At 42.1% G+C, this 19,705-nt stretch carries 15 protein-coding genes; 11 read left to right on the forward strand and 4 right to left on the reverse strand.

Features of this window, described 5'->3' with window-relative positions:
* The first annotated feature begins 409 nt into the window (after positions 1 to 409).
* From AB9P05_RS00340 to AB9P05_RS00350, 3 genes are all read left to right on the forward strand, one after another.
* Positions 410 to 1,090: a hypothetical protein gene (locus AB9P05_RS00340; protein ID WP_371906825.1), complete on the forward strand. Its 681-nt coding sequence runs from the start codon at positions 410 to 412 to the stop codon at positions 1,088 to 1,090.
* Positions 1,091 to 1,258: 168 nt separating this feature from the next.
* Entirely contained in the window at positions 1,259 to 2,347 is a 1,089-nt protein-coding gene (locus AB9P05_RS00345; protein ID WP_371906826.1) for a hypothetical protein, read from the forward strand.
* Between the two features lie 2 nt (positions 2,348 to 2,349).
* Positions 2,350 to 4,068, forward strand: a complete 1,719-nt coding sequence (locus AB9P05_RS00350; protein WP_371906827.1) for a hypothetical protein — start codon at positions 2,350 to 2,352, stop codon at positions 4,066 to 4,068.
* A 224-nt stretch (positions 4,069 to 4,292) separates the two neighbouring features.
* Here AB9P05_RS00350 and AB9P05_RS00355 read toward each other — a convergent pair whose 3' ends face one another.
* Positions 4,293 to 5,549 carry a radical SAM protein gene (locus tag AB9P05_RS00355; RefSeq protein WP_371906828.1) on the reverse strand — a complete coding sequence of 419 codons (1,257 nt, stop codon included), beginning with the start codon at positions 5,547 to 5,549 and terminating at the stop codon, positions 4,293 to 4,295.
* Between the two features lie 704 nt (positions 5,550 to 6,253).
* Here AB9P05_RS00355 and AB9P05_RS00360 point away from each other — a divergent pair.
* From AB9P05_RS00360 to AB9P05_RS00370, 3 genes are all read left to right on the forward strand, one after another.
* Positions 6,254 to 6,775: a hypothetical protein gene (locus tag AB9P05_RS00360; RefSeq protein ID WP_371906829.1), complete on the forward strand. Its 522-nt coding sequence runs from the start codon at positions 6,254 to 6,256 to the stop codon at positions 6,773 to 6,775.
* Positions 6,776 to 7,005: 230 nt separating this feature from the next.
* Complete coding sequence (locus AB9P05_RS00365) at positions 7,006 to 7,293, forward strand: hypothetical protein (RefSeq protein WP_371906830.1); 288 nt, start codon at positions 7,006 to 7,008, stop codon at positions 7,291 to 7,293.
* A gap of 124 nt (positions 7,294 to 7,417) precedes the next feature.
* On the forward strand, positions 7,418 to 7,543 hold the full coding sequence (locus AB9P05_RS00370) for a PEFG-CTERM sorting domain-containing protein (protein WP_371906831.1): 126 nt from the start codon (positions 7,418 to 7,420) through the stop codon (positions 7,541 to 7,543).
* Between the two features lie 444 nt (positions 7,544 to 7,987).
* Here the strand turns inward: AB9P05_RS00370 and AB9P05_RS00375 are convergent, their stop codons facing one another.
* From AB9P05_RS00375 to AB9P05_RS00385, 3 genes are read right to left on the reverse strand one after another with little or no spacing between them, the layout of a single operon-like run.
* On the reverse strand, positions 7,988 to 9,292 hold the full coding sequence (locus tag AB9P05_RS00375; RefSeq protein WP_371906832.1) for a restriction endonuclease subunit S: 1,305 nt from the start codon (positions 9,290 to 9,292) through the stop codon (positions 7,988 to 7,990).
* On the reverse strand, positions 9,285 to 10,910 hold the full coding sequence (locus AB9P05_RS00380; RefSeq protein WP_371906833.1) for a class I SAM-dependent DNA methyltransferase: 1,626 nt from the start codon (positions 10,908 to 10,910) through the stop codon (positions 9,285 to 9,287). Before AB9P05_RS00380 ends, AB9P05_RS00375 begins: the two co-directional genes overlap by 8 nt.
* A complete protein-coding gene (locus tag AB9P05_RS00385) occupies positions 10,907 to 13,993 on the reverse strand; it encodes a type I restriction endonuclease subunit R (RefSeq protein ID WP_371906834.1) in 3,087 nt (1,028 codons plus the stop codon). The genes AB9P05_RS00380 and AB9P05_RS00385 overlap by 4 nt, the downstream gene beginning before the upstream one ends.
* Before the next feature lie 699 nt (positions 13,994 to 14,692).
* Between AB9P05_RS00385 and AB9P05_RS00390 the strand changes: the two genes are divergently transcribed.
* The 5 genes from AB9P05_RS00390 to AB9P05_RS00410 are packed head-to-tail and all read left to right on the forward strand — an operon-like array spanning position 14,693 to position 19,704.
* On the forward strand, positions 14,693 to 15,529 hold the full coding sequence (locus AB9P05_RS00390) for a TIR domain-containing protein (protein WP_371906835.1): 837 nt from the start codon (positions 14,693 to 14,695) through the stop codon (positions 15,527 to 15,529).
* Positions 15,526 to 16,308, forward strand: a complete 783-nt coding sequence (locus tag AB9P05_RS00395; protein ID WP_371906836.1) for a hypothetical protein — start codon at positions 15,526 to 15,528, stop codon at positions 16,306 to 16,308. The genes AB9P05_RS00390 and AB9P05_RS00395 overlap by 4 nt, the downstream gene beginning before the upstream one ends.
* An 18-nt stretch (positions 16,309 to 16,326) precedes the next feature.
* Positions 16,327 to 17,034 (forward strand): VWA domain-containing protein, encoded by a 708-nt coding sequence (locus AB9P05_RS00400; protein ID WP_371906837.1) that lies wholly within the window; start codon positions 16,327 to 16,329, stop codon positions 17,032 to 17,034.
* Positions 17,031 to 18,434: a PP2C family serine/threonine-protein phosphatase gene (locus AB9P05_RS00405; protein WP_371906838.1), complete on the forward strand. Its 1,404-nt coding sequence runs from the start codon at positions 17,031 to 17,033 to the stop codon at positions 18,432 to 18,434. Before AB9P05_RS00400 ends, AB9P05_RS00405 begins: the two co-directional genes overlap by 4 nt.
* On the forward strand, positions 18,370 to 19,704 hold the full coding sequence (locus AB9P05_RS00410; RefSeq protein ID WP_371906839.1) for a hypothetical protein: 1,335 nt from the start codon (positions 18,370 to 18,372) through the stop codon (positions 19,702 to 19,704). The genes AB9P05_RS00405 and AB9P05_RS00410 overlap by 65 nt, the downstream gene beginning before the upstream one ends.
* Position 19,705 lies beyond the last annotated feature (1 nt).

The following is a 19,705-nucleotide window of genomic DNA, read 5'->3' on the forward strand; positions in this document are numbered from 1 at the left end:
TACCGGCAGTAACTCACTCACAGTTAAATAGAAAAACAAATATCGTTATTAATCAAAAGAACATCCTTTTTTGGAATAATATTCTTGATATACTTTAATCCTTTATTAGATAACACTCAGAAACCACTGATAAACCGTAACTCCACATGAGGATGGCCATAGCTTCGTCCCGCGTGGACGAGGTCACAGTTTGACTAAAGAATGGAAAACTTTCTGATTCCTGGGAGGTAGGTTGACACCTGCACTCTACTGGGGCAGATAAGCAATTGTCTAAACCTTGATTCCTAAGGGTAGAGTACGCCCCCCTAATCGGTTAATTTATTAATAGCCATGTTACCAAGTTATAGGTAGATTATTTATACCTATAACCAGGGAGGTAATGGAGTAGGAATCTACTGAATTTCGGTAGATGGAAGCTAATACTGTCATAAACCAAACGGATGCCCTGGACTTTGCCATAGCGGTGGTGGTGATACTCTTTGTACTGAGTATCATGACGGAGAAGTTTACAGAGCTGGTGAGGAAGTACCCTAGAAGGATTGCCTTACTGGTAAGTGGGGTTGGCTTACTCGCTTTGTGCCGGTTCTATTATTTATTGTATCGGCATTATCACGATACTAATATCTTTACATGTAAAACAATTGCAGGTGTACCAGGCCATAATGAAACTGGTTGGTTATTCCCCTCCTCACTGTTAATATTACTTCCAATAATATTATTAATCGGAAGATACTTTAAACCACAAAATAGAAGCTCACGGGCATTTTTTCATATTATAATATCTATCGCTATTTGGCTCTTGTCTATACTATTTGTTAATCAAGCCCTTTCTTATCCCTTTATCGGAGGAGCATTGATTGTTTTAGGCATTGTCAATACGCGGCGTGATAAACTCATTATTAAATTCAAGAATTTAAGCTTCTCCTTAAAGTTCTTTAAGAATATAGAAAAAGGCCTCCTAACACCAGAAAAAGACGAAAAGCGCAGAGAAATTACCTTTTTAAGCTTTTTACTGGGATTTATAATAGCTTACTTATTTCATGCCAGTTTCTTTAATATAATAGAAGCAGTAGGTGAAGGACCCGAATAAGGCACTGAAAGCCCACCTCCAAAGTTAGGCTGGCCGGAAGGTGAGTTTCCGTTTGAATTACAAATGGATTCTACATCTTTAGCTGAACTAGACGTTTTATACAACGCGCTATATGAAGCTCTACCTAATAAGCGAGATTCAATTCAGGCAAAAATTTCCCAAACCAAAATGACTGCTAAGGATGGAGAATTATTAAACTTTGAATCATACGATTTTGATCCAACATTCGGCTTTGGCTTACTGCTCACTGCCTTTTTCCTGTCTTTTGGCAGCCGGTTTTTTCATGATTTACTTGACAGGCTATACTATGCAAAAAAAGCTAAACAGGCACTCACAGACCCGGAAATCTATAAACAGGGCAGTGCGGCTGAGGTGGCTAGATTTGTCCGAGACTATGAGATAGATGAGTTCTATGAAGACTATAGAGAAAAACTCCTTGAAGATCCAAATGTATATGGTTTTAGTATAGAAGAAGTACACCATAAAGGTGGAATGGAAAAAGGCGTCGTATTGTATACAAGCCTGGATAAGATCAATAGAGATATCTTTAATTACAAATTAAATAACAAAATATACAAGATTCCTCATGAGGTTAGATATCAGGACGGACCAATTGACACGACTAGCGTAAGCCTGTCTGATGAGATCAAAAATAAAAGCACTAAACTAACAGGTAGTATTGGCTTTGCAGTAGAAGATAATACAGACAAATACTTAATAACCTGCTATCATGTAGTAAAGCACCCTGAGCATAGATGGGAATTCTTCGGCACAGCTCTTCAAGAGGAAATAATGATTGATAAAAACACCATTGGAAAGCTTGTAGATGGAAAAAGAGATCATTTTGCCGAAGGTGCTCTAATCAGGGTAGATGCCAGTCAAAATATTGACCCATTATATCCTAATCCTAGTCACAAACAAGCTTTTAAAAGTATAAATACAGATACCTCAAGCCTAAAAGATCGCAGGGTTAAAATGTATAGCAGACAATTAGGGAAGGAATTAATAGGGACCATAAAAACAGATCGATTTTCAGGGGCTGTAAAATATGGAAGAACGCCATTTAAAATGTATGAGCTTATTAAAATTGAGTTCGACGAGCAACCTCAAAGAAAAGGAGATTCAGGCAATGCTCTACTTGACGATCAAAATAACATATTAGGCTTAATTATAGGAAAGAAAGGCAAATACTCCTACGCGGTAAATATCAGATATGTAATGGACTTGTTCCAAAACAAAAACTTAAAACTTATGTAATCATGAAACATTTACTATTATCAATATTATTGTTTTTACCATTCATAGGGCATTCCCAGGATGGCAATCAAGAGAATAAAAACTTATTGGTTATAACTGATAAAGGTGGAAGTTTGGCTGTAGACAACCTGTTTGTAAACCAAAAAGATTCAACAGCTAATTTAGACCAAGAAAGCCCTATACTACTTAATTTAGATTCATTAGTCGTTGACTTTTCACAAACAAACGGGGTAGATCCAAAGAACTTACAGGTATTTAAAGGCGAATCCTCAGAATCGTGTTTAAAAAATAATCAGCCACTTGATAGCACTTATTATTTTAAAGATTTAATAGACACTCAGGTAACTACCTATGATAATAATAAGACATATCGCATTACATTATTAGTAGAACCAGAAATTGAATTTAAAATTGGCAACATAGGTAATAACACAAATACTTCTGGATCTGAGGAAATAAAAATCTGCGACGACCCCTCATTTTACACTTCTCAACAAAGGCTAAGTACACCTATAAGCTTAACAGAAGATAAAAATTTCCATAACATATATCATGATTTAAACTCAGAAAACAGAGGGCCAGTAATTTATCACAAGGATTCTATAAAGAAAAGATTAAAGGTAAACACTACCGGCAACCTTACCTTCGTAAATTTCGCTCAAAACTTCGAGAAGATTGAACATACGCTCACTTTCAAAGACTACCATCTGGAAGATGGCGAGACATTTAAATCTCTGATCAACCTCGGAAAAAAAGAGGCAAAAGAAGCAGAGGATGATTCTGGTGATGACACTGAAGGTGAGGGGGATACCGTTAATCTAACCAGTAATGATGATATAAACCCAGCTCTTGATAAACTAATCAAAGACCTTACCCAATTCCAGGATGATCTTAAAGCATACAATATTGGCTCAATAGAAAAGAAAAATATCGTAGCAGATATCAAGAGCAGTATCAAGTCCTGCTTTGACATGGATGGAGAATTTAGCTACAATAACTTTCTGAAGCATATAAAGACAAATGGAGGGGATGAGGAACTGGCAAATGAAGCACTGGCCATATTACAATGGATAGAGAACTACTCTAACTTATTGATACCGGGATTCCAGGTAAAAAACGTAGATGAGCTTATTATAGAGCTTGACTACTACGAAAATGTAGATGACGAAAACCCGAAATATAAACGTACGTACGAAATACCTATTCTGGGCGGCATGAAACTGGACTTTAGTACAGGGGTTATCGGATCAGGCATGGTAGATGAAAATTTCCTAATCGTCAATGCAGGCAGTAGAATGGACAGTGTGTTTGCAGACGATGGGAGCTTTACGGGAATGGAGGAAATAGAACAGAAAAAGGTGATTAAAGAAGAAGATGATGACTTTAAAATCGGGTTTGGTGTACTCAGTCATATATACCCCAGAATCAGCACATATGTAAATTTATCACTTACAGCCGGGTTTATGGTAGAAGAAGACCTGGCGGTACAGTTTCCGGTAGGCGGGAGTGTACTGCTTGGCCGAAAGTCCAGATTTATATTATCAGGAGGCTTTATATTTGGCAAAGCACAACGGCTTAGTTCCAAATACCAACTCAATGAAGTAGTGGACGCTTCTGTATTTGAGGGGGTAGATGAGAGTCAGTTGACTAAAGAAAAAACGAACCGGGGGTATTTTATGTCTATCACCTACAACTTTGCTGGTGTTAATGTAGGAAACTAAGAACATATACAGATACACCAACAGGGACACACTCACCGTGCGTCCCTTTTTGGTTGGTGGGCATGCTGCTAACTGTCTAAACCTTGATTTTTTTGATTTCGTCTGCGGCGAGGATGGGATTGAATGGTGATGTAGAGACGCAATCATCGCATCGTACTAGCGGCTTGGTAGACCCGGAAACATCATGATGAAGGCTTGAGATAGTACAGCAGGTGGATACATGCCTATAGTCTTTCGGGAATAGCTGATAGGTTCTGGGCCAGTTCTTTCATTTCCAGCCAGTCATCTTTAGTGAAGCTATTGCCGGAGGTCACTACTTGTATGCCGAACTCCCCCACTACTTCTTCATGTAATGCATACTGTTGCTTCTGATCATAAAGCTCTGTGCCTTTCAGGAGCATAAGCGGAAAGGCCTTGATGGTGGTACAGCCGTTATCCTGCAGAAAAGCAATGCTCCTCCTGAAAGTATCCGGTGTTTGGTTAGGCAGACCGTAAATCAGGCTTACTTCATAGCTTATGCTTCTGCGGTTTAGCTCAGCAAATACACGGGTGATATGATCAGGCTTATTTGGCCTGCCCACTACCTTAAATTCCTCTTCTATGATCGTCTGAACGCCAAATTCAAGATGTGCCCTGATGTCTTCTGCCAAACCCAAAAAGCGGTCACCATTAATGCCATGAATAGATTCAAATCTGGCCTGAAAGGTAAAGGTAGTATCGGGCATACCCAGTCTTTTTACTTCCTCAAGGACTTCCAGGTATTCTGAGCCCATATTAAATACGGGATCCAAAACGTTTACTCTTTTTACCTTTCGCTCTTTAAACAGGGCCAGTTCTGCAAATACCTTATCCAGGTCGTTTTTATGCACCTGGTTGTCTTTCAGGTCACGGTGGGCGCAGAAGGTGCAACGGTAAGGGCAACCGCGCTTGGTCTCCATGCGTAGCATTGGCTGCTCCATGGGGATATCCAGCTCACCGGTAAGGTACGGTGAAGGTAGTTTTGCGAAGTTAACAGGATCTGATAAGAACATCGGACTATCCGGCTTATCGGCGAGAATGGCTTGCACCAGGGCTTTCTCAGCATAGCCGGATATAAAGATATCGCACTCCGGGTACTCTGTAGCTAGCTGTGCATCATTGCCATAAGTAACCTGGTAGCCACCTAACACAATCTTACCTCCAAAGCCTTGCTGCCTTAAGTAGGCACAGAGTGTGTGTACATGCTGCTCGCTCCATACATAAGCTGATATAGCTATGGTGTCGGGATCGGTCAAATTCAAATGTCCCAGACATGTATGGAAATAAGAAGTACCGGCAAATAAAGGTACATCAAAGGCATTGATAGAAATATTCTGCAGGGTAAATACCTCTCCATACTCAGGCTGGCTTTTGGCGTATGCCAGCAAAGAACCTATTGCCAATGATGTTGTAAGCTCTCCCGGCCTGATTAAGTCAAAGGAGATGATTATAGCTGATTTCATAAATACCCTCCGGCGAAGGGAGCTGTTTTATTTGTCCATTTCTATTGTAAGAACAAATTAGCAGACAGGTTATTAAAAAAGAAATAAATTACTACACCTATAGTACAATCAAACGGAGGTATTGATCACCATGATATACACTATAAATGGATAAAACAGGAACGATGAAGATAAATTTATCAAGAAGCACCCCCTGTAGAGACGCGATTAATCGCGTCTCTACAGGGCAGGCAGTTTCAACCCCAGCCGGTAAATGCGGTTTACGCCGGGGATATTTTCAGCCTTCAGTTCATCAAAGCCATCATCACAATCCGCGGGGTGGAGAAATAATGTCTTAACCGTGATTTGGTGGATTGGCCTGTTGGCCTTGATTCCTTTTTACCTCCGGTAAAACGATGACTAATTTTACCCCTGGCAAAATGAAATCAGGGTAATCAAGTAAATCCAATACATCAAGGTCAAGACAATAGAGTGATAAAGATGGAACACCAAGAGCTGATGAGTAAGATAATAGACCCTATGGGTGCGGGCATAGCCGCTTACCTACCATATGTCGGTGTTTTTTTTAGATTTTTTGATAAATTTTTATACTATAAATACTAATCTTATACCTATTTAAATGGAAATAGCACTTCCGAAGCACACTACAATATTAATTAAAATTATTACATTAAGGATATATTTAATTTAAATAATCCAGCAAAATGAATTTAAAAGAAAGGACAATTATCAATGTATGGGGAGCTTCTAATTCTGGTAAATCTTCCTCTATTCGTATGGCTCATCAGGAATTACTCAAGAAGTTAGACTCTAGCTATATATTCGATCCTGCTGATTTTCATTCGAAAGGGCCTGACTTTGAGGAAATAGAAAAATTTGCAAACCTAAAGATAGCCTTCTTTGGTTCAGGGGACGATCTGTGGGCTGCAAAAGGACATGCACACTATAGTATGAGATATCTGGTAGGTGATCTGAAAGAAGAAGAAATAGCACAAATAGAAAATGAAGAGGTGAGAAATGACTATAGCGCCTGCGACGTAATAGTTGTAGCGAGTCGTATTCGAAATAACGTTGCGGATTTTATAGAAGAAATGGCTCAGACTCATGGCTATCGCGTATTGAGGTTTCATCCTATTCAAAGTAAGAAGCCCCGGGAACATGTTAACCACTACAACGGTAAACAACTTGTACAGATGGTGGAGGATGTGGCACTAGGCAAATTATAGTCTCAACCATGATTCGTAAGCGCCATGCCATGGGATTACCCTAATGGCCTTGATTATTTTTAGATTTCACTTTCAGTGAAATGATGACTGATTTTACCCCTGCCAAAATTGAAATCATGCCAATCAAGAAAATCCTTTAATCATGGTCAAGACAAAAGGAGCAGTGTCTTGAATCCAGTAAACCATTTGGAAGGAGACTTCGTAAGTGGTATCAGACAATGAAGAATTTTATGACAAGAACAGAGTTTCTTGATTTTATTAGAGGAAGGGAGTTCTATATTGAAACTGCTATAGGTAAAATAAAATACCTTTACACAGGCCCTATTGGTATTCAACTTACTAAAAATGATAGAGTTTCTGAATCTTATTCATTTGATGTAAGAGAAGCAGATAATAAGATACAGGTGACGATTGCCGGACAGAAAAATTATTTTGTAGAAGGGTCTGCAAATAGTGATGGCTTCCAAATGAAAGAGCCAGGCGGACTAGTAGTTGATTACAAGTTCAGCAGAAAGTAGTCGATACCCTGTGCTCGCCCTTACTAAAATGGCAGTCCGGGATACTACACTATCTCAGACTGTCATTTTTTTCTTTCTTTACTTCTTTCGCCTCTGCGCAAACTCTATTGATGCATCGTGCTAGTTGCTCGTAGAAGAGCTTCTATTTGATTTCTACGTAATTCCTGAATTTCCCTTTCTGTCACTACTGGTTCTTGCTGCATCCATTGCTGTATTGCTTCTGTATCTTCACTTTGTTTTACCTGATTGAAGCCATTGATAATTTCTTCTTGCATCTCTTCGGTAATAGGCTGCCCATTATTATTAAGCTTTATGGCCTTTATTAACCTTATTCTCTTCTCTATTGTAATTTCCATAATTATATATTTATTTAATTTCAAAACAATTTATTCATCTCATTACCTAGGTTCACTTCATTGGGTGTCGTACCTCAGCACATGTTCCCTTTAGTAATGCCTCCGTTACTTATAACTACTCTCGAAATCTCAAAACAACCTATCTATTTGTGAAAAAACCTTATTTAATTTTTAAAAACACCTCTTATGACCCCTATACCTACAAATCTCACTAAAATTTCCTAAGCCATAATTATCATGGCTGCACCACGCATATCAATCAAAACCCTTTCTCGTTACATCCAACGTGGAGACGCGATAAATCGTCGTCTCTACAATTTTTAATTATCAATTATCAATTAACCCACAGTGACCTGCCCGTTCATCAGCATCGGGAGCAGCCAGTCGCGCAGTTCTGTGAGCTTTTGGCTTTGTAATTCCAGGTTGTTTTGTTTTTCAAATGTAGACTGAACTGTTTTTGTGAATTGCTCAACTAATGTAGTCGGAGGTATTGCGATTTTTATCATCTTCAATGTACTCCCAGATATTTCTTTGAAGGTTGATCCTGAAGCATATTGAATCATCACACTTATATATGATTTAACAGTAAAATAAACATATTCTGTAGAACAGTCTTTGTCTGGCACAATTGATTTAAATCCTTGATTAGTTGTGACATCTTCTCTTGCAATTGCGACATAACCAATTGGAGCCCTGGAAGTGAGAAGAACTGTGCCAGTAGGCATTACCTTTAATGAAGCACTCTTCATGCCTTTCTCTGTTACATCGTATTCCCCTCTGGTTATAAACTTATTACCTGTATTGTGAGATAAGTCATTTGGGGTAATCCATGGCATCCCATTTCCCTTACAAAAGTTGTCAACTTCTTTTTTAGAAGGGGTTGACCCACCTATAATTGTTCCAATAGTATCAAAAGTACCATCCCCCCACCCCTCGGGAATTTCGCGTTTTAGTTGGGGGTTGTAGGTCATGGGGCCGCCGGAGGTTTTGTAGGGTTTGCCTTCGAGGGCGGGGTTCCCGAGTTGCGCGGCCAGGGCTTTGCTGATGGGGAAATCAAACTGCACAAACCAGTAATCGTAGATGAGCTTAGCCATCGCTTCCAACTCCTGATTGATCTGGTTGTTGATGTCTATTTTTTGATCTATCGCACTTAATACAGATGCTATCTTTTCCTGAATTCCAATATCCGGTAATCTTAAAGGAAAAGATTCAAATTCGGATAAAGGAATTCTATTTACAGTTGCCCCAACAATGATATTCTGATCAATTACCTTACGCCATTCTTCACTAAAAAAATAATAAAATAAAAACTCACGATTAACCTTATTACTATCAATTCTCAATAGTGCCATTCTTCTACCAAGACAGCATTGCATGTTTTTTGGTATTATGGCATACCGGTTAAGTGTAGCTTCATATGTAAATACAATATCACCTTCACTTGGAAGAATTCTCTTAGTCCATCTAGGAAAGTCTTCATTAGATATATGACGAATGCCCGAAAGATCAAATTTTCCATCTTCGGTGATATTCTTAATACCCAAGAAGATGGGCCCTGATAACGATGGTTTGGGGGTAGCATGTGGCCCATCGTATAAGCCTTCAATAACATCTCCAATAGTTACCCTCCTCCACTCACTCATACCTCAGCCCCTCCAACTGTTTTTCTATCTCCTCTTCAAGATCTCTTGAGTCAGCGAAGAGACCATTGAGCGTTTGCTTGTGGGCGGCCATTTGGGCCTCAAATTCTTCGTGGGTAATGTCAGTGTATTCAATCTTCACCTCGAAGTACTGCCCCGCGCTGAGGCTGTAGTTTTTGTCCGCAATGTCTTTGTAGCTTACCACTACCGAGAAGTCGTCTACGGCTTCTTTTTGGATAAAGGTGTGGATGATGCGTTCTTCTTCTTCGTGGCTCAGTACCGTCTTCTGGTTGCCGTCTACCTTTAGCTTGGTGCCCAGGTTAGAGGCATCTATCAGCACTACCTCTTCTTTGTTTTCCTTATTCAAAAAAAGGATAGAGACGTTGGTGCCCGTAGCCGCGAAGATGTTGCTGGGCATACTCACTACCCCGGCGAGCATTTTGTCTTTTACCAGCCGCTGGCGGATCTTTTTGTCTATACCACTCTGGGCGGTAATGAAGCCGGTGGGCACCACTATGGCCGCCTTGCCGGTGGGGCCAAGTGTGTAAATAATATGCTGCAAAAAGAGCTGGTAAATGGCCATAGACTCTTTTTTGCTCTTCGGAATATTGGGTATGCCCGCAAAGAAGCGCTGGTGATGCGTTTCGGCACTCAGTGCCTCATGGTCATCGCTAAAGTCCAGCTTAAAGGGCGGGTTGGAGACAATGAAGTCAAACTTGCGCAGGCGGGTGCCCTCTTTGTGGTAGGGGTCTTTGAGCGTGTTGCCTTTTACAATGTTGGGTATGGAGTGGACCAGGTTATTCAGGATCAGGTTCAGGCGCAGCAGGTTAGAGGACTTCTGGCTGATGTCCTGTGAGTAGATGCTGCAGTTGTCCTCGCCTATCTGGTGGGCCAGGTTCATGAGCAGCGTGCCGGATCCGGCGCTGGGGTCGTAGCAGGTTACGTTGCGTACGTTCTCTCCCTGCACCAGGCAGCGGGCCATAATTTTGGATACGGCGTAGGGCGTAAAGTACTCGGCGTACTTGCCGCCGCTGTTGGTGTTATAGTCCTTTATGAGGTACTCAAATATGGTGGCGTAGAAGTCGTAGCCCTCGCCGAAGATGTGCTCGAAGCTGAAGGCCCCGGCGAGCTTGTTGATGATGGCACGGCAGAAGCCGTCGCGGTCGTCCGTCACATAGCGGCTCAGGCGCTCAAAGAGCACCACCTTCTCGCCGCCGTTGGTGACTACGGAGAAGAGGTCGCTGTTGTCGCTGGCAATGTCGGTAAGCGTATTGTCGAATATCTCCGCAAAGTCGTCCTGGTTCTGCTTCTGGTACAGGCTGCTGATGTAGTGGTCTTCACGTATGACGGCGGTGGTGGCAGGCAGCCCCATCAGCAGAAAGTCCCGCTCCTCTTCGGGCATGGCGGCCAGTACGGCCTCCCAGTCTGCCCCGGCGGCCTTCAGGGCTTCGCTCTCCTTTTTGATTTCGTATACAAACTTATCGTTCAGGAATTTATACAGAAAGCACTGGGTAATGATCTTAAACTCGTTGCCGTCGTTGCCCAGGCCGTAGCTGGCGCATACGTTCTTCAGGTCGTCTATCAGCTCCTTGGTCCGGCTCTCAAACTCTATCCTCTTCATGCGGCGGTGCCCTTATATTCGTTCAGGTATTCTTTTACTATCAGCGTGTTTATCTTCTGTGCAGTTTGCGCATCGAGCTGCAAGTTATGCTTCTTTTTAAATTGTGCCACCAGCAGGGCCATCACCTCTTTCTCCACGTAGCTCTCATTGTTCAGCATATGGGCATTGCGCAGCACCTTGTCGTCTATCTCGGTTTTCAGGTCTTTCAGTGCCTCCACCAACTTGTATTCGCGGTCCGTTAGGGGGTACTTTTCTACCAGGCGCTTGTGCAGGCGGGCGTATTTTTCGTCCTGCTCGTATTTGGCCTTTAGTAATTCGTTTTGGCGGTTCTTTTCTTTGGCGCGTTCATAGATGCTGTTCAGCTCCTTCATGTTGGCCTCCATGGCCTCCCGGCCTACCTCGCTCAGGTTTTTATTTTTAAAGAGGCGCTCCAGTTCTTCTTTCAGGGAGATGAACTCCGGGTCTGCGGGGTCAAAGTTACCGGCCAGGCTTTCGCGGGTGCGCCGCAGCACGTCTTTCAGCTCATCGGCCAGCTTCATTTCCTCTTCGCTTATTTTGGTAAAGGCGAAGATGATGTCTTCCAGGGCTTCATTGAGTATGTTGTTCGTATCAGTGCCGCTGTCCAGCCTCGCCATCAGGTTTATGGCGGCCAGGCGGCGTTCCGCTTCGCGCATGAGCTGGGCCAGCTTGGCAAAGTCCAGCCTGTCCAGCAGTTCATCATGCTGGCCCAGCCGGATCAGGTTATAGAGGCTGCGGGCATTCTGCAGGGCCTTAACAATGTCGCGCATCTCGGTGCGGTCGTTGATCTGGTCTACCTGCTGCCGGAATACCTCCGCGTTGACGGTGTCAAATTTCCAGAGCTGCTCCTGTATGTCTTCTATCTCGCTGCTGATCTCTTCCCGGCTTTTAAAGAGGTGCGAGTAATGCTCCATCTCATCGCCCAGTTCGTCCTGCAGCTCCCTGAAGTAGTCCTGGTTGGTCTTCTCAAACTCCTTGCTGATGTCCGCAAAGTCTACCACGTAGCCGTAGCGGTGGTCCTGGTAGGTACGGTTTACGCGGGTAAGGGCCTGCAGCAGGTTGTGGGCTTTGATCACGCGGCCCAGGTACAGCTTTTTCAGGCGCGGCGCATCAAAGCCCGTAAGCAGCATATTATACACAAAAAGGATATCGAGCGCGCCTTTCTTAAAGCCCGTCACCCACTTTTCGCGGTCGGTTTTGGTGCCCACATCATGCAGAATCAGCGCGCCTTTCAGCTTCTTTGGGGGCATGGTGGCGGTTTTGCCGTAGGGCGCGCGGGGTTCTGCCGCCATATTCAGCGTAATGTCCGCTTCGGCCCCCTTATGATCTTCGCAAAAGAGCGCATACATCGCCTTGGCCTGCTCGGAGCTGTCGCAGATAACCATGGCCCCTATGCTGTGGTCAGCAAGTGTGGTGCGTGCCTGCTGCAGGTTTTGCAGTATGTAGTCCAGCATAGGCCGCACAAAGCGGGGGTTCGCATATATGAGCCTGCGGTCGGCATCACCCCGCAGTATCTCTATGCTTTCCAGCGCCTCCTTCAGCGTCATTTTATAGCTGGTCTCTATCTCTTCGCGTATCAGCCGCAGCGTGTAGCCATCGGCTATGCTGCTGTTGTAGTAGTACTTGTGTATGTAGCCCCCAAAGAGGTCCTTAGAGTTGTAGTCGCTGCCCAGTAGCGGCGTGCCCGTCAGGCCTATCTTGATGGCCTCGGGGTCTGACTGCTTCAGGTTGGCCAGAAAGCTGCCCTCGGGGTTGTAGCTGCGGTGCACCTCATCCAGAAAGTACACCCGCTGCATGTTTACGGCGTAGTCCTCGTTGGCAATTTTGGTAGGGTCCTCATCAAACTTCTGTATGTTTACTACGGTAATCTCATCCCTGCCTTCGGCATTGTGCACGGCCTTTATAGACTTAATCTCTTCGGCAAAGGCCTCGCGTGAGTCTATAGTGTGCACAGCCAGGCCCCGGGCCACAAACTCTTTGGTGGCCTGGGTGGCCAGGTCTATGCGGTCTACTATAAAGTAAAACTTGGGCACCACGCCCTGCCGCCGGTAGTAGGCGGTGAGGTAGCGCACATTGTAGTAGGCCAGGGCCGTCTTGCCGCTGCCCTGCGTGTGCCAGATGATGCCCTTTTTACGCCCCTTGTCCAGCTCCTGCACTATGGCCTGGGTGGCAAATAGCTGGGGGTAGCGCATAATGTGTTTCTGCAGCGGGCCGTCTTCCTTTTTTACGTAGGCGATGGCGTAGCGCAGTATAAAGGCGAGCCGCTCTTTGCGGTACAGGCTGGTAAGGATGCGGTTGGTGGGGCTGCCGGGCTTTTTATTTTCCTGAAACTCAGGGCTGTTCTTTATGGCTACCAGGTTAGTGTCCCGCAGGATCTCATTTTCCAGCGCATCGTCAGGGGGGCTTGGCAGGCTGTCCGTATCGGGGGCTTCCTCTTCGCGAAAGTAGTTGGGCACGGGCCGTTCGTATGAGGGGCTGGCGTAGTAGGCACCGTGTACGGCGTGGGTGGCGCCGTCTACATACTCCATGTTATTAGAAAAGACCATAAACTGTATGGAGTTGATGTACTTGCGCAGCTTACGGTTCTGCATGCGCCGCTCCATCCGCCGGTATTCATCTTCCAGCCCGTCCTGGTTGTTCGGCTTCTTTACTTCTATAAAAGAGAGGGGCATGCCGTTGATGAGCACGGTAATGTCCGGCCGGAAGCTCTCCTCGTCCTTCTCGCAGGGCAGCTCGGTCACTACATGGAAGCTGTTGTTCCCAAAGTTGTCCCAGTCGATAAGGCGCTCACCGGATCCGCTGATAAGCTTCTCGTAAAACTGCCGCCCCAGGTCTTCGTTTTGCAGCATCAGGGCTATATCCGTATACAGCCTGCTGATGTCGGCCTGCTCCATGCCGGGATTTATCCTGGCTATACCCTCCCGGAATATATCCGTAAAGATGTTGGTGTCCCTGTCCCACTGCGCACCCCTTTTCAGCGACAGGTACTGGTAGCCCAGGCGCGTAAGGTGCAGTATAGCCGGAATTTTTACCCGCGAGTCTTCATTAAAAGCCGGTGCCGCCATGTGTTCCCTTCCTGTTGTCTGATCTGTGTTTTCACTGTACGCACAGTAAGCCCTTGACTTTCAAACCAATAGCCACCACAGCCCGTCACAGCATTACTTTTAAGCGACAATATACGATAAAATAGGGACTGAAGGGGGCGAGAGACCAAGCTGAAGAGATATTCATCTTACAGGTAGCGCTCTACCACGACCACCAAAAAAACACCTGGTATTACCCGGATCAGATCCCTACCTAACTATTCAAAAAAAGCTCATATTTGAGTTCAGTCCTTTCCTACCTCCTCATAAAATTGTACTTTTACTATTACCATCCTGCCCCAACGTTGCGCGTCACATTGTAATTTTCCTCCTCTCACTGGCCCGTAGCTGAACCGTTTCTTAACCGTCTTTAAACCATCCTGAGTAGGGGTATCTTTCGCCTCTCTTATACCTTCCGCCTACCTGGCAGGTGCATATCGATAGTTGTACTTTTCCCTTAAGCAAACTGCACCATCATTTCAGCCTGGCTCATCGTGGCAAACATGCAAAAGTCAGCAGTCCCGGGGCAAAGCGAATAGGTCCTTAATGCGATCAGTAAGGACTCCTCCCCTAATTCAGGGAATTTCTACCTGATAAAGAGGATATACACAATTGCCTGTTTGCTGGTAAGTATGGAGCCTGTGGGCTTTGTAGGTTTACATCAGTCAATTAATAGACCGGATGCAATCTACCGAATACGATATTGTCATTTCATTTTCTGAAGACCAGAGAGATATAGCCGTGGGAATAAAGCTGGCACTGGATGCAATAAATATTTCTGCCTATTACTACTGTTATGACCCGGAGGTAAACCTGGGGATAAATCTAAAGCAAAATTTATACAATGTGTATAGAAACTCAGGCCATTTGGCAATTTGTATATTCTCTGAGGACTACTTCAAAAAAGAATACACGCTGGTAGAGCTTAAGGCTGTTTTGGATCGAAGTAAAGCAGAGCCGGACTATATGTTCCCAGTCCGAACCAATAACATAAAACTTCCGGAGGTCTTTAATGGGGTAACGTACTTTGATTGGAATAAGGATCCAAAAGCCATAGCGCAGATTGCCAGGCAGAGGCTGAATAAAAAGTCTACAACATTCCTTGAAAGCGATGCTAAAAGAATTGCTTTAAAAGATAAACAATCACTTTTAAATGCCATCAGCCGATACTCATCAATTAATTCGAACAGTGCGGATTTTTATTATAGCTTAGGTTTACATTACTATTATTTGAACTTATCGCCTGATGATCAGATAAAAGCTGCCAAGAATTTTCACAAAGCATTTAGTCTCAATCCTTCCTTTCACCAGGCTATGTATTTCTATTCAAGGGCAAAAATTCAGGCTGTGGGCATTGATAGGATCAAATATAGTCAAATAAAGGATCCGGTAGGAATTCTAATAAGGGCTATAGCTATGCAGCCAAACAATATCGAATATTATAACTGGGCCTCACTAATAAATCAAAATTTTTATAGTAAACACGGGCTTATAAGTCCATTAATCACAATTGTATGAAGTCAAATAGCGGCAATAAGATAAAAGGTTACTTTGCCAAGCCACCTAAAAAATGGATACTAATTTATCTTGCAGTCTGTGTTTTATTAGTTTTTATAGATCCATCTATTGGATTCATCTGCTTCCTATTATTGCTTATTGGCTTGGCTCTTTTATACTCATATAAAATTTCAGACGAAAAATTTGATGAAATATTAAGAGAGGATCTGAGACGCTTACATCAAATTGCTCTACAAAAACTGAGGGTATCAGAAAGTGAACTTGTAAGTACCCCGGAGTTGATATTAAGTCCGACATACTGGAATATTGGTAAAGCTGATTTTGGCATAAAAAAAGGGAGAGATAAGAAGATAAGATATACACCAGTTCACGTAGCCCTATTATACTTCACGGAACATAAATTATGCATTTATCAATGTGCACTTGATCTTACAACTAAGAACCCATTAAATACGAGTACAAAAAAATATTTTTACGATGAGATTGTTGCTGTGGAAACAGCATCTGAGTCAATAACAATAGATGAAGATAATATTAAGTCAAAAGTTTTTAGATATATGCCTACACTTAAAAAACATATATCAAATAAGAAAATTCAACTTAATTCATCAGAGTACTTCTTACTATTAACCAGAGGTGGAAATAGTGTCAAGATACAGTTACCTGATATCAATCTCATAGATTACGGAGTAACAGGAACCTTACCACGTAGTAAAGCCGACAAAGCAATTGCTGCTGTAGAGGCTATGATAGACAGTAAAAAATCAATACATCCTTAATATTCAAAATTAAATCTTATGGCACAAACAGATTTTTTTTCAGCAGAATCACCTGAAAATTATGAGCAAAAAAGTATATGCTGTTTCGTAGTTGATGTTTCAGGTTCAATGGGTGGTACTCCTATAAACCAGCTAAATATAGGACTTCAGGAATTTCACCAGGAAATCTTAAATGATTCAACAACTTCTAATAGATTAGAAATTGCAATAGTGGAATTTAGCAGTAGTGTTGAAACAGTAGTCCCTCCTTCATTAGTAGATAGCTTTTCCATGCCAACCCTAAATGTTAAGGGTTCTACAAAGTTAGTAGACGGAGTAAATGCAGCTATTGACTTGGTTGAATCACGCAAAAAATGGTATAAAGATACTGGTCAGCCCTATTTGAGGCCTTGGATTATACTAATAACAGATGGTGCGCCAGATTCTGGACAGGATATCAATGGCTTGGCAAGTAGAATAGAGATAAGTACAAAAAGTAAGAATTTTTTATTCCTGCCGATCGGTGTTGAAGGTGCGGACATGAATGTTCTCAACACCCTGGCCGGATATACCTCTGACGGATCAGGCGGGTGGAAAAAGACATCAGCAATGAAGCTTCAGGGGCTTAAATTTAGCGATTTCTTTAAATGGGTAAGTGCAAGTATGTCAATAGTAGCTGGGTCACAGGAAGGTGATAAAGTAACTATTCCCTCGACCGGTGACTGGCTAGACACTTTAGAGATATGAAAAGATATATTAAACTAATAGGGGTATTAATAGTACTGCTGATTTTTTCAGCATCCATAGCCTATTATGTACTTCCACATAATGAAATAAATACTACCAGCCAGCCAAGAAGCGTTCCTGGACAGCAATCAAGGAATCAACCTTCTGAATACGTGCTTAAAGAAAATGATTTCAGGAGAATCACCGGTATTATTAACAATGCTAATTCCATATTTAGCAATGTATTATATATATTAACCGGTGTTATTTTGGGATTATTGATATTTAAAAGTCCAAAATTTTTTCCTGAACGAAATGTCTATGGCCGAAGAAAAAATCAATCAGATACTAGGAATAAATCAGTAACAATCAAGAATAAAAACTACACAGATAAAGCTTCTACAAAGAAGAAAACTTATACAGAAGAAGATGAAAAAGTCAGTAAAAAGAAATCTTCCGGAGATGAGAGAGAAATAAGTCTGGATAATAAGCAAAAGACAGAATGGTTAATACTTAGATCGTCAGTGCCAGGGGTTAGCCATTTAAATAGTGATCCACCAGTTCCATGTCAGGATAGCCACTCAGTTTTCCAATTAAATAATAACTGGGGTATAGCTGTAGTATGTGACGGAGCAGGGTCAGCTAATAATTCTCACAGGGGATCAAGTTTTGCCTCAAAGAAGGCCATTGAATTATTTAAAAAAACTATTATAGAGAAAAGATGGATTGAGAATAAAAAACTTCCTTGTAAGAAAGAATGGCGCAGAATCTCTTTTGACTTACTATTGGAGGTTCGAAGCGAGCTAAATGACTATGCAAAAAGCCTTCAATTTAAGTTAAATGAATTAGCCTGTACGATAATAGTAGTTGTTTATTCTCCCCACGGCCTCCTTACCACACACATTGGAGATGGAAGAGCAGGGTATAAAGACAAAGACGGTAACTGGAGACCTCTCATAGAACCTCATAAAGGGGAGGAAGCAAATCAGACCATTTTTATTTCTTCCGAACTATGGATAGATGATGACTTAAATCTAAATAATGTTTCTGTCCCGGAATCCAGTATAATAGAAGAGCCGGTAGAAGCCTTTACCCTCATGTCTGATGGGTGCGAAAGGCAATCTTTTCAAACAGGTTATATGGATGAGGAAAAGGAAAAGTTTATCCCTCAAAATTTGCCATATCCTAAATTCTTCGATGGTATAGTTAAGAGTACAAAGGAAAAAAGAAAGGCACAAAACCTTACCGATAACGACCTGAATGAAAGATGGTCAGACTTTTTACAGCATCATGAGCTTTTTAAAAATGAGCCTGATGATAAAACCTTAATAATAGGAACGCTGATAAAGGAAAAAAATGAGAAGGATTTTAACAACGAACAGGGGGACAGAAGTAACAATAGAAGCACAATCATTCGATAAAGGAGGAGAAGGGTCTGTACATAGAATCACTACATCGGGTCCACCAAATGTCTGTGCAAAAATCTTTCATTCCAATAAGAACCTGGAGGCTATTGAAAGAAAGATAAAGTATATGGCTTACAATGTGCCCACCAATGCTATTGCAAATAATTATAAAGTATGTTGGCCAAAAGACATATTATATGACAATAATAAATTTGTAGGCTACACCATGCCGTTAGCCTTCACAGGTTCCCAGACACTTTATAATTTATGTCAGGGAAATAACAACAAATTACCAGATAATTGGAAAAATAAATTTGACAGATACAGCAATTCTGGCATGACAAATAGGGTCAAGCTATGTGTCAATATATCAGCAGCACTTTACATCATCCAAAGAATGAATAGCTATGTGATTGCTGATCTAAAGCCACAAAATGTAATGATCACATTAAACGGAAAGGTATCAATAATCGATTGTGACTCTATTCAAATATCCAGTAATAACAATTTATTATTTCCTGCCCGAGTAGCCACTCCGGATTACATGCCACCCGAAAGCACAAAAATTGACTTGCAGAATGAAAGCATACCTTCATACTGGGATTTCTTTTCTATGGCTGTAATGTATTATCAGGTCTTTCTGGGAATTCACCCATACACAGCTTCATTTACAGGTAAATATGAAAACTCTAACACGATCCAGTCTAAAATTAGCGAGGGCCTATTCGTTCACGGAAGGCAAAAGAGTTTTATAAACACTTTGCCGCCACCCCATAACAATTATGAGTATTTACCCCCAAGCTTAAAGCACTTGTTTATCAGAGCTTTCGAATACGGCCATGTAAATCCTACAAGCAGACCTGATACAGAAGAATGGGGAAAGACTCTGTACGCGGAAGTTGAACAGAATAGCATTAAAGGAATGAAGCCAATACCTACGCATACTGGTAGGATACACATAGAAACTTCTGTTAGCAATCCTGCACCTGCTCCTGTTCCTCATCCAAAAAAGGTTAAAAAGTACTTATTTATAGCATTGTTATATCAACTGATTGGAAGAGGAATATACTACCTTGATTATAAGAATAAAACGCCAAATAAAAAAAGAATATATTTTAGGCTATTTATAGCAGCCATATTGGGCATATTCCTCATCCCATTCGACATCCCACTCATAAGTTTTATTGGGGATTTAGCCGCTTTTATAGGGTTAATTACAACCTATTTAATCGGAATAATTGAAACTATATCATTATATGTCAATCAACTAAACAACAAATATTAAC

The sequence above is a fragment of the Roseivirga sp. BDSF3-8 genome (assembly GCF_041449215.1).
GTDB lineage: Bacteria > Bacteroidota > Bacteroidia > Cytophagales > Cyclobacteriaceae > JBGNFV01.

Coding starts and splice junctions, on each gene's coding strand:
- AB9P05_RS00340 (WP_371906825.1), top strand. CDS start 410: ATGGAAGCTAATACTGTCATAAACCAAACGGATGCCCTGGACTTTGCC.
- AB9P05_RS00345 (WP_371906826.1), top strand. CDS start 1,259: ATGACTGCTAAGGATGGAGAATTATTAAACTTTGAATCATACGATTTT.
- AB9P05_RS00350 (WP_371906827.1), top strand. CDS start 2,350: ATGAAACATTTACTATTATCAATATTATTGTTTTTACCATTCATAGGG.
- AB9P05_RS00355 (WP_371906828.1), bottom strand. CDS start 5,549: ATGAAATCAGCTATAATCATCTCCTTTGACTTAATCAGGCCGGGAGAG.
- AB9P05_RS00360 (WP_371906829.1), top strand. CDS start 6,254: ATGAATTTAAAAGAAAGGACAATTATCAATGTATGGGGAGCTTCTAAT.
- AB9P05_RS00365 (WP_371906830.1), top strand. CDS start 7,006: ATGACAAGAACAGAGTTTCTTGATTTTATTAGAGGAAGGGAGTTCTAT.
- AB9P05_RS00375 (WP_371906832.1), bottom strand. CDS start 9,292: ATGAGTGAGTGGAGGAGGGTAACTATTGGAGATGTTATTGAAGGCTTA.
- AB9P05_RS00380 (WP_371906833.1), bottom strand. CDS start 10,910: ATGAAGAGGATAGAGTTTGAGAGCCGGACCAAGGAGCTGATAGACGAC.
- AB9P05_RS00385 (WP_371906834.1), bottom strand. CDS start 13,993: ATGGCGGCACCGGCTTTTAATGAAGACTCGCGGGTAAAAATTCCGGCT.
- AB9P05_RS00390 (WP_371906835.1), top strand. CDS start 14,693: ATGCAATCTACCGAATACGATATTGTCATTTCATTTTCTGAAGACCAG.
- AB9P05_RS00395 (WP_371906836.1), top strand. CDS start 15,526: ATGAAGTCAAATAGCGGCAATAAGATAAAAGGTTACTTTGCCAAGCCA.
- AB9P05_RS00400 (WP_371906837.1), top strand. CDS start 16,327: ATGGCACAAACAGATTTTTTTTCAGCAGAATCACCTGAAAATTATGAG.
- AB9P05_RS00405 (WP_371906838.1), top strand. CDS start 17,031: ATGAAAAGATATATTAAACTAATAGGGGTATTAATAGTACTGCTGATT.
- AB9P05_RS00410 (WP_371906839.1), top strand. CDS start 18,370: ATGAGAAGGATTTTAACAACGAACAGGGGGACAGAAGTAACAATAGAA.